The organism is Actinoplanes sp. NPDC051405, from assembly GCF_055586185.1.
On the sequence record NZ_JBVJIR010000003.1, the window covers coordinates 263962 to 273455 of the forward strand.

Genomic DNA, 9494 nt, shown 5'->3' on the forward strand with positions numbered 1-9494 from the left:
TCTGCGACCTCCCCCGGTGGGAGAGGCAAGGGCTCAGCGGCGGGTCGCGGTCCGGACCAGGCCGGCCAGGGCCCGGGAACGGCTGTGCGGCGGCCAGGCGAGCACCGTCGTCACGGCCGGGGCGTCGGACACCGGTACGACGGTGAGGCCGGGGTTCAGCTGGGCCCGGGCCGACTCCGGCAGGACCGCCGAGGCCCGGCCCAGCGCGATCAGCTGGTAGAGCTGGGCGCTGTCGCGTACCTGGGGGCCGGGTCCGTCCGGGTAGGTGCCGTCGGGGCGGGGCCGGCGTGGCTCCGGCAGGCCGGGCAGCGCGGTGACCTCGGCCAGCCGCACCTCGGACCGGGTGCTGAGGGGATGCCCGGCCGGCAGGACCACGACCTGCCCTTCCGTGCACAGTTCCTCGGTGTCCAGCCCCGCGGTGGAGTCGAACGGCAGGTGCAGCAGGGCCACGTCGGCCCGTCCGTCGCGCAGCATCCGTTCCTGCTCGCCGATGCCGCACAGCAGCACGTCGACGGTCACCGCACCGGGCTCGGCAGCGTACGCGTCGAGCAGCTTGGCCAGCAGCTCGCTGGCCGCCCCGGCCTTCGTGACCAGCACCAGGCCGGGGTCGCCGGTCCCGGACAGAGCGGCCCGGCGGGTACGGCGGTCAGCGGCATCAACCGCATCGAGGGCAGCCCGGCCCTCAGCCAGCAGCACCGACCCCGCCTCGGTCAACGTGACGCTGCGGCTGGTGCGTTCCAGCAGCGTCACCCCGAGCCGCCGTTCGAGCTGCGCGACCGCCCGGGACAACGGCGGTTGCGCCATGCCGAGCCGGCGTGCGGCCCGCCCGAAGTGCAGCTCCTCGGCGACGGCCACGAAGTACCGCAGCTCCCGCGTCTCCATCCCCGCACGGTACCCGGAATCGATACCCGCGCGGTATCGATGGTGCCTCGAACGGTGTTGGTGGCCGGTCGGAGCGCGGACACCATCGAGGCATGACGGAGACGACGATCGCGCTGGTGACCGGCGCGAACAAGGGAATCGGGTACGAGATCGCGGCCGGGCTGGGCGCGCTGGGCTGGAGTGTCGGTGTCGGCGCCCGCGACGACCAGCGCCGGGAAGCCGCGGTGGAGAAGCTTCGGGCGGCCGGCGTCGACGCTTTCGGCGTACCGCTGGACGTGACCGACGACGCGAGCGTGACGGCCGCCGCCGAGCTGATCGAGCAGCGGGCCGGGCGCCTCGACGTCCTGGTCAACAACGCCGGGATCACCGGGGGCCGGCCGCAGGAGCCGAGCAGCGTGGACCTCGCGATCATCCGGACGGTCGTGGAGACCAACGTGATCGGCGTCGTCCGGGTCACCAACGCCATGCTGCCGCTGCTGCGCCGCTCGACCGCGCCGCGGATCGTGAACATGTCCAGCAGCGTCGGCTCGCTCACCCGGCAGTCCGGCCCGGCCGACGACCTCACGACGGGTCCGGTGGCCGTCGCCTACTCGCCGTCGAAGACGTTCCTCAACGGCGTGACCGTCCAGTACGCCCGGGAGCTGCGCGGCACCAACATCCTGATCAACGCCGCCTGCCCCGGCTTCGTGGCCACCGACCTCAACGGGTTCCGCGGGGTTCGTACCCCACAGCAGGGTGCGGCCACCGCGATCCGGCTGGCCACACTGCCCGACGACGGCCCGACCGGCGGGTTCTTCGAGGACGCCGGGGTAGTGCCCTGGTGATGGGCGTCAGCCCGCGACGACCTGGTTGCGGCCCTGGTGCTTGGCGGCGTACAGGCGCTCGTCGGCCAGGGCCTTCGCGGCCGGCAGGTCACCACCGGCCGGCACCACCGCGACGCCGAGGCTGATCGTCACGGCCAGCCCGGGCTGCAGCAGCTCCCACGGGTAGCCGGCCACCTGGGCCCGGAGCAGCTCGCAGCGCGCCTGCGCGTCCGGCAGGCTCAGCCCGTCCAGCGCGATCAGGAACTCCTCGCCGCCGAACCGGGCGACCAGGTCGTTGTCGCGGACGTTGTCGCGCAGCACCGCGGCGATCTGCCGGAGCACCTCGTCGCCGACGAAGTGCCCGAAGCGGTCGTTGACCCCCTTGAACAGGTCGACGTCGGCGATCGCGACGCACAGCGGCCCGGCCGCGGCGGCGAGCTCCGGCAGTCGCAGCTCCGCGAAGCGCCGGTTGGGCAGGCCGGTCAGCGCGTCCTCGGACGCCTGCCGCTGCCAGCTCAGGTTGTCCGCCTCCAGCTCGGCGCTGCGGACCCGGTGCAGCTCCGCCTCGAGCCGGGCCTTCTCCGCCTCCAGCCGCGCGTTGTCGAGCTCGAAGTGGTGCACCGCCATCCGGGCCCGGGCGACGGCAACGTGGTTGTGCGCCTCCCGTTCCAAGGCGTGGAACGAGCGGTAGTGGTCCAGCGCCGCGGCCAGGTCGCCGACCTGCTCGTACGCGTCCGACAGCTCCCGGTGGATCTCCATGGCCATCGGCTTCTCGCCGGCCTCGACGGCCCGCTCCAACGCCTCCAGCAGGCCCTCGACCGCCGCCTCGCACTCGCCGCGCATCAGCCGTACGTGCGCCTGGTGCTGCAGCGCCGCCGACTCCAGCGACCGGTAGCCGTGGATGACGGCGATGGCCCGCGAGTCCTCGATCATCCGGGCCGCCCCGGCGAAGTCACCGGCCAGCGCCAGCAGCATCCCGTAGTTGTCCAGGCAGATCGACTCGCGGAACGGGTGGCGGGCGGCCCGGGCCAGCCCGAGCGCCTCGTCGACGTGACCGAGCGCGCCCCGCAGCGTCTGCTCGGCCCGCTCCTCCTCGCCGGCGGCCCGCAGCCGGTTGACCTCGTGGACGGCGTTGTCGCCGACGTTGTTGAGGATGCAGAACCGGGCCTCGGCGTCCATGCCGTCGGCCATGGTGAGCGCGCGCATCAGGTATTCGGTGCTCAGGTTGCGGTCGCCCATGCTGCCGTGCACGACGCCGGTCCGGTTGTGCACCCAGTAGAGCAGCTCGCGGTCGCCGAGCCGCTGGGCGATGTCGCGGCCGCGGGCCAGCACGTCGAGCGCCTCGTCGTGCATGCCGAGGTCGTTGAGCGGCAGCGCCTGCAGGGTCAGGATCTCGCAGATGCCGGCCTCGTCACCGGTCGCCTCCAGCGCCGCGACCGCTTCGCGGCAGGCGGTGACCGCGTTCTCCTGCTCACCGAGGCGCAGCAGCTGGGTCGCGAGCGAGCGCAGCGCCCGGGCCTGACCGGCCGGATCACCCGAGGCCTCGGCCAGCTTCGTGGCCTGCCGGGCCACCTCGGAACCGCTGCGGTAGTCACCGGCGAGCCGGTACTCCTCGGCCGTGTCGAGCAGGACGGCGACCTGGACGACCGCGGGTCCGGCCGGGCGTTGCTCCACGAGACTCGTTCCGGTCATACCGCGCCTCCTCCCGGGTCCGTGGCCACGGAGACCTCATCGCCGCGCCGGGTCCCGGCTTGAGCGATTCGGTACGCCGATCTGCCGCGGCACGCCTCGGCACGTTTCCGGGATTACTGCGGATCACCGCTTTCCTACTGTGAGTGGCACGCCCGATCCGGGCGCTCGAACAGCCAGGAGGCCGAGCATGAAGCTCCACCCCACCGCCCTTGTCGTGGCCGCCACCGTGATGGCCGGGCTCACCGGCTGCGGTGCGATCGACGGCACGGCCGCCCCGACGGCCAGCAGCATCCCCGCCGGCATGGGGTCCTCAGAGAAAGCCGCCCCCGTTTCCTCGGCCAAGAAGAAGACGCCGAAACACGAGAGCAGCCCGAAGCACAAGAGCAGCCCGAAGCACGAGAGCGCCCCGACGCACGCGCCCAAGCCGCACGGCCCGCGCATCGTCTCGTTCAAGGTGGTGCAGAAGCCCAAGTGCGCGGAGGGTACGGCGGTCTTCCGCGCCGAGGCGGTCCCGCTGATCATCAAGTGGAAGATCACCGGAGCCGACTCGGCCGCGCTGTCGGTGGACGACCCGACCGGTACGCCCGGCACGTACGGCCCCGTCGAGCTGCACGGCACGCAGGAGTTCACCTTCTCCTGCAGCGGCCCGGTCGGCTCGACGGAGACCCACACGTACGCGATCTACACCGTCGGCGGCGGCAACCAGAAGCACAAGACCCTCAAGGTCTCGGCGAAGGTGCTGGACCAGGGCATCGAGCCCTAACGGTTCGCGTACGGCTCGAAAGCCCCGCCCAGCGCCTGGCGCAGCACGGACTTCGGCCGGGCACCCACGATGGTGTGCACGACCACGCCGTCGCGGAAGAACAACAGTGTCGGCATGGACAGCACCCGGTAGGTCCGCATCGTGACGGGGTTCTCGTCCGCGTTGAGCTGGGCGATGACCACGCCGGGGAAGTCGCCGGCCAGCTCGGCCAGGGTGCGGGCGACCGGCCCGCACGGCGGGCACCACTCGGCCCAGAAGTCCACCAGCACCGGCCGCGGGTTGCCGAGCACCAGCTCGGCGAAGGTGTCGTCGGTGACCTCGGTCAGCGAATCCGCAAGCATTGCTTCTCCCGTTCCTCGATGGCCTGGGCGAGCTGCCCGCGCAACCGGTCCCGGACGCCGGCGAGCTGGTCCAGACAGTTCTCGACCTCGGCGAGCTTGCGGCGCAGCACCGCCACGGAATCGGGGCAGACGTGCCCGGCGGCGTTGCCGGCCCGCAGGCAGGCGACGAACGGCCGGATGTCGTCGAGGCCGAACCCGACGGCCAGCAACGCCCGGATCTCGTGCACGACCCGCAGTTCGGCCTCGTCGTACCGGCGGTAGCCGTTGGCGTCGCGCTGCGGCTCGACCAGCCCGTGGTGCTCGTAGTAGCGCAGCGTGCGGGCGCTCGTGCCGGCCCGTTCGGCCAGCTCCCCGATCAGCATCCGACTCACCTCGTTCGTTGGTCCGCACCGCACGCTAGGCCTTGCCACCGGCGTCAAGGCAAGTGTTTGCGCATCCGGACCAGCGGTACAGAGATGCCGCCCGAGGTCTCCGTCACGTGCTCGACGACGGTGAAGCCGGCGGCCTCGTACAGCGGGCGGCCGGCGAGAGTGCCCATCAGCTCCAGGGTGGTGAAGCCCTCCGCGGCGGCGGCCGACTCACACCGGTCCAGGATCAGCCGCCCGACGCCGCGGCGGGTGAAGCCGGGACGGGTGTACATCGCCCGTACCTTGGCCGGCTCCCGGGCGGGATCCAGCAGCGCCGGATCCCGCCCGCCGGAGTGGTCGCCGCCGTAGAGGGTGGCCCGCCGGCTCCAGCCGCCGCAGCCGGCGAGCTGCCCGTCGGCCTCCACCACGAAGTACGTGCCGTCGTCGATGAGCTGGGTGTCCAGGCCCATGATGGCGTGGCTGGCGGCGATCTGCGCGGGGTCGAGGAAGCCCCGCTGCAGTTCTTCGATCGCGGCGTCGATCAACGGACGCAACTGCGGCAGATCGGCGTGCGCGGCCACCCGGCTGGTCAAGGTCATGCGGCTCAGTCTGCCCGCGGGGTCACCAGGACGGCATCATCGCGGCCGGGTAGCGGGAGCCGGCCGCGCCGTGCGGCACGATCTCCTGGATCCGGTCCAGGTCGGCCGGGGTCAGCGTCACCTCGGCCGCGGCGATGTTCTCGGCCAGGCGCTGCGGGCTGCGGGTGCCCGGGATCGGCACCACGTCGTCGCCCTGGGCCAGCAGCCAGGCCAGCGCGAGCTGGGTGACCCCCACACCCTTGGCGGTGGCCAGCTCGGTGAGCGCCCGTACGGCGGCCACGTTCGCCTCGTAGTTGCCCGGCTGCCAGCGGTCGTCCCACCGCCGCATGTCGTCCTCGGCGTAGCTGTCCGCCGGCCGCACGTCCCCGGTCAGGAAGCCCCGCCCCAGCGGCGAGTACGGCACGAAGCCGATCCCCAGCTCGCGCAGCACCGGCAGCACGTCGGTCTCGACGGCCCGTTCGAACAGCGAATACTCGGTCTGCAGCACGGACACGGGCTGGACGGCGTGGGCCCGCCGGATGACCTCGGGGCCGGCCTCACTGAGCCCGAACCACCGCACCTTGCCCTCGCGGATCAGCTCGCCGACGGTGCCCGCGACGTCCTCGATCGGCACGGCCGGGTCGACCCGGTGCTGGTAGAGCACGTCGATGTGGTCGGTGCCGAGGTAGCGCAGGCTGTTCTCGGTCACCTCGCGGATGTGCGCGGGCCGGCTGTCCAGCGCGACGCCGTAGCGGGCCGGGTCGGTGAGGTCGAAACCGAACTTGGTGGCGATGACGATCTCGTCGCGGAAGCCCTGGACGGCCCGGCCCAGCAGGCGCTCACCGTCGCCCTGGCCGTACAGCTCGGCGGTGTCGAAGTGGGTGACGCCGAGCTCGTGCGCGCGGCGGATGGTCGCGATGCTGCTCTCGTCGTCCCCGGCGCCGTACGCGATGGTCATGCCCATGGTGCCCAGGCCGATGGCCGAGCTCGTCAGGCCCTGCCGGCCCAGCCTGCGGATCTCCAGCTTTGTCATGCCTCGACGCTAGGTCGGCCGGGGGCGGCCGGCATGGGCCGGCAACCGCATAGTCTTGCCTGATCCGCTCACCGGAAGGACGGCCGATGCTGGACGAGCTCGCCCGCGCGATCGCCGGCCACTGCCCGCGGTTCTTCGTCGAATCCGCGGTGCCCCGGCTCGCGCTGGTGGCGGCCGACGAGGCACCCGCCGCGGTCGACATGATGTACACGCCGATGCTCTGCTTCGTGGCCAGCGGCGCCAAGCGCGCCACCGCCGGCGAGCACAGTGTGCTGGTCGAGGCGGGGCACATGTTCGTCAGCTCGCTGGAGGTGCCGGTCACCGCGACCTTCGAACGGCTGCCGTACCGCTCGGTGGTGCTCACGCTCGACGAGCGGGTGCTGGCTGATCTGCTGCTGGAGCTGGGCGCGGAGGCGGACCTGCCGGCGCCGGACCCGGGCGGGGTGGTCAGCACGCCGATGAGCCCCGAACTGGTGGACGCGGTGACCCGCTGGGTCCGTCTGCTCGACGCCCCGCGCGACATCGGGCCGCTGGCCGGCCGGATCGAGGGCGAGATCCTGTACCGGCTGCTCGGCGGCCCGCTCGGCCCGGTGCTGCGGCAGTTCGCGCTGGCCGACTCGCACGTGACCCAGGTGCGCCGGGCCGCCGGCTGGATCCGCGAGAACCACGCCCGCCCGCTGCGGGTCGAGGCCGTGGCCGCGATGGCCAACATGAGCACGGCGACCCTGCACCGGCACTTCCGGCGCGCGACCGGGATGAGCCCGCTGCAGTACCAGAAGGTCGTCCGGCTCCAGGAGGCCCGCCGCCTGCTGGTCGCCGGCGACACGACCGCGGCGATCGTCGGCGAACGGGTCGGCTATGTCAGCGCGACCCAGTTCAACCGCGAGTACCGCCGGGCGTACGGCGTCCCACCGGCCCAGGACGCCGTACGCCTGCGAGCGCAACTGCTGCGGACCTCGGCGCGACGTCACGCCCCTGCGGTGACGGCGGTCCAGAACGCGTCGGCGTAGGGCTCCGGAACCGGGGAGGTCATCTCGCGCTGGGTCAGCAGCACGTTGACCCGGTCACCGGCCAGGTCGGTGTAGGCCGCGGTGCCGAGCCCGCCGGTCCAGCCGTAGCTGCCGGCAGCGGGCCCCGGCACCTCCCGGCCGGTGGCGACGGCCCCGCCGAATCCCCACCCCCACCCGTCCCAGAAGCCGGGCAGCCAGAGCGCCCCGGCCTTCTCGGCCGGGGTGAGCTGATTGGTGGTGAGCTGGGCGACCGACTCCTTCGACAGCACCGCGCCGCCCCCGTCGAGCAACATCCGGCCGAAGGCCAGGCAGTCGTCGACGGTGGAGACCAGGCCGGTGGCGCCGGAGACCCGCAGCGGCGGCGACCAACGGCCGGCCGGCTCCTCGCGTACCTTCAGCCGGCCGGGTCCCGCCGGCCGGTAGGTCTGGGCGAGCCGGTCGGCTGCGGTCACACCGTACGACGTGTCGGTCATCCCGAGCGGGGCGAACAGCCGGGTGCGCAGCAGTGTCTCGAGGTCTTGACCCGTGGCGCGGTGCAGCAGGATTCCGAGGATCTCGCCGCCGCCGTGGTAACTCCAACCCTCGCCGGGCTGGTGCAGCATCGGCAGAGTGCCCAGGCGGGCCATCCACTCGTCCCGGGAGAACGGCTCCGGGTCCGCTCCGGGCCCCAGCGCCAGCTCGTCGATCCGCTGCTGGATCGGGAACGAGCCGGGCGGGGCCATCACCACGCCGTACCCGTGCGTGTACGTCAGCACGTGCCGTACGGTGATCGGCCGGGCCTGCGGCACGACGTCGTCCAGCGGCGCGTCGAGCGAGCGCAGTACGGGCCGGCCGGCCAGCTCCGGCAGCCAGCCGTCGACCGCCTCGTCCAGCCGCAGCGTGCCGTCCTCGACCAGGGTCAGGGCGACGGCCGCCGCCATCGGCTTGACCAGTGAGGCGATCCGGAACAGCGTGTCACGGGTCATCGGCGTGCCGGTGGCCAGGTCGCGTACGCCCAGGCAGACCACCTCGGCGTCGGTATCCGTACCACCGGCGCTGACGGCGACCGCACCGGCCAGCTCGCCGCTGTCCACGTGCGGCCGCAGCGCCGCCTCGATCACGTTCGGGCTCATGCCCCCTGTTTAGCCCTGGACCTCGATGCTGTCGACCCGGTCCGGGTAGAACGCGACGTGGTCCTTGATCTCCTTGACCGCGTCGTGCGGGTGCTCGTAGACCCAGATCGCGTCGGTCGACCGCTCCCCGCCGGCGGGGATGGAGTAGTAGCTCGCGTCACCCTTGTAGGGGCAGTGCGTGCTCGTCTCGGTGCGCTCGAGCAGCGACCGGTCGACGTCCTCGATCGGGATGTACTGCACGGCAGGGTAGGTGGACTCCTGCAACGTCAGCGCCCGGGTGGTGTCGGCGACGACCTTGCCGGCCACGGTGACGACGATCCGCGCCGGGTTCGGCGTGACCGTGATGGGGTGGCTCGGTCCGGGCTGCAACACAGTCTTGGCCATGGCGATGCCTTTCCGTCTTCGTCGAAGGACTCGCCATGGTGCAAGTCATCGCGGCCCTGATTATTCCGCCGGGTGGCTGACGTGGGCGGTGACGATGCGCCAGCCCTGCGGCAGCCGGATCCAGGTCTGCGACTGCCGGCCCAGCACGTCCGAGCCCGGATAGCCGAACAGCGTCGTGACCACCGCCACGTCGGCGCCGTACGCGGTCACGATCGTGTCCTTCAGCCGGCGGCCCGGCGGCAGTGCTGGCTGGGCCCGCCGCCAGGCGAGTTGTTCCTCGAGGCCGACCTGCTGGTCCGCGATCCCGAAGCGGACCGCGCCCGGGGCGAAGAAGCCCACCACGCGGTCCGCCTCGTCGGCCGTCAGCGCCTCCTCGTAGGCCGTGAACGCCGCCGTGACCTCGGCGACCACGTCCGGGCGGTCGATCTGCATGGCGTCTCCTCATCGGGCGAGCGGGGGGGGGGGGGGGGGGGGGGGGGGGGAGGGGGGGGGGGGGGGGGGGGGGGGGGGGGGGGGGGGGGGGGGGGGGGGGGGGGGGGAGGTGGAGGG

At 72.8% G+C, this 9494-nt stretch carries 12 protein-coding genes; 3 read left to right on the forward strand and 9 right to left on the reverse strand.

The window, feature by feature from the left end; genetic code table 11:
- Window positions 1-33 precede the first annotated feature (33 nt).
- Entirely contained in the window at window positions 34-882 is an 849-nt protein-coding gene (locus ACZ6S4_RS08990; RefSeq protein WP_465474363.1) for a LysR family transcriptional regulator, read from the reverse strand.
- Between the two features lie 92 nt (window positions 883-974).
- On the opposite strand from ACZ6S4_RS08990, the gene ACZ6S4_RS08995 reads away from it, so the two are divergent.
- Window positions 975-1706, forward strand: a complete 732-nt coding sequence (locus ACZ6S4_RS08995; RefSeq protein WP_465474364.1) for an SDR family oxidoreductase — start codon at window positions 975-977, stop codon at window positions 1704-1706.
- A gap of 6 nt (window positions 1707-1712) precedes the next feature.
- Here ACZ6S4_RS08995 and ACZ6S4_RS09000 read toward each other — a convergent pair whose 3' ends face one another.
- Window positions 1713-3377 carry a GGDEF domain-containing protein gene (locus tag ACZ6S4_RS09000; protein WP_465474365.1) on the reverse strand — a complete coding sequence of 555 codons (1665 nt, stop codon included), beginning with the start codon at window positions 3375-3377 and terminating at the stop codon, window positions 1713-1715.
- A gap of 187 nt (window positions 3378-3564) precedes the next feature.
- Between ACZ6S4_RS09000 and ACZ6S4_RS09005 the strand changes: the two genes are divergently transcribed.
- On the forward strand, window positions 3565-4140 hold the full coding sequence (locus ACZ6S4_RS09005) for a hypothetical protein (protein ID WP_465474366.1): 576 nt from the start codon (window positions 3565-3567) through the stop codon (window positions 4138-4140).
- On the opposite strand, the gene ACZ6S4_RS09010 is transcribed toward ACZ6S4_RS09005, so the two are convergent.
- Genes ACZ6S4_RS09010 through ACZ6S4_RS09025 form a run of 4 tightly spaced genes read right to left on the reverse strand, consistent with a single transcriptional unit; the run spans window position 4137 to window position 6439 of the window.
- Complete coding sequence (locus ACZ6S4_RS09010) at window positions 4137-4481, reverse strand: thioredoxin family protein (protein ID WP_360821440.1); 345 nt, start codon at window positions 4479-4481, stop codon at window positions 4137-4139. The two genes, ACZ6S4_RS09005 and ACZ6S4_RS09010, sit on opposite strands and share 4 nt — an antisense overlap.
- A complete protein-coding gene (locus ACZ6S4_RS09015; protein ID WP_465474367.1) occupies window positions 4463-4843 on the reverse strand; it encodes a MerR family transcriptional regulator in 381 nt (126 codons plus the stop codon). The genes ACZ6S4_RS09010 and ACZ6S4_RS09015 overlap by 19 nt, the downstream gene beginning before the upstream one ends.
- 53 nt (window positions 4844-4896) lie before the next feature.
- A complete protein-coding gene (locus tag ACZ6S4_RS09020; RefSeq protein WP_465474368.1) occupies window positions 4897-5427 on the reverse strand; it encodes a GNAT family N-acetyltransferase in 531 nt (176 codons plus the stop codon).
- 22 nt (window positions 5428-5449) lie between these two features.
- Window positions 5450-6439: an aldo/keto reductase gene (locus tag ACZ6S4_RS09025; RefSeq protein ID WP_465474369.1), complete on the reverse strand. Its 990-nt coding sequence runs from the start codon at window positions 6437-6439 to the stop codon at window positions 5450-5452.
- 86 nt (window positions 6440-6525) lie between these two features.
- Here ACZ6S4_RS09025 and ACZ6S4_RS09030 point away from each other — a divergent pair, with 86 nt between their 5' ends.
- Window positions 6526-7449 (forward strand): AraC family transcriptional regulator, encoded by a 924-nt coding sequence (locus tag ACZ6S4_RS09030; protein WP_465474370.1) that lies wholly within the window; start codon window positions 6526-6528, stop codon window positions 7447-7449.
- On the opposite strand, the gene ACZ6S4_RS09035 is transcribed toward ACZ6S4_RS09030, so the two are convergent.
- Genes ACZ6S4_RS09035 through ACZ6S4_RS09045 form a run of 3 tightly spaced genes read right to left on the reverse strand, consistent with a single transcriptional unit; the run spans window position 7407 to window position 9377 of the window.
- On the reverse strand, window positions 7407-8561 hold the full coding sequence (locus ACZ6S4_RS09035) for a serine hydrolase domain-containing protein (RefSeq protein WP_465474371.1): 1155 nt from the start codon (window positions 8559-8561) through the stop codon (window positions 7407-7409). The two genes, ACZ6S4_RS09030 and ACZ6S4_RS09035, sit on opposite strands and share 43 nt — an antisense overlap.
- A 9-nt stretch (window positions 8562-8570) precedes the next feature.
- Window positions 8571-8945, reverse strand: a complete 375-nt coding sequence (locus tag ACZ6S4_RS09040) for a DUF427 domain-containing protein (RefSeq protein ID WP_465474372.1) — start codon at window positions 8943-8945, stop codon at window positions 8571-8573.
- A gap of 60 nt (window positions 8946-9005) precedes the next feature.
- The gene (locus ACZ6S4_RS09045) at window positions 9006-9377 is read right to left on the reverse strand and encodes an AtzH-like domain-containing protein (RefSeq protein WP_465474373.1); all 372 of its coding nucleotides are present in this window, start codon (window positions 9375-9377) and stop codon (window positions 9006-9008) included.
- Between the last annotated feature and the right edge of the window lie 117 nt (window positions 9378-9494).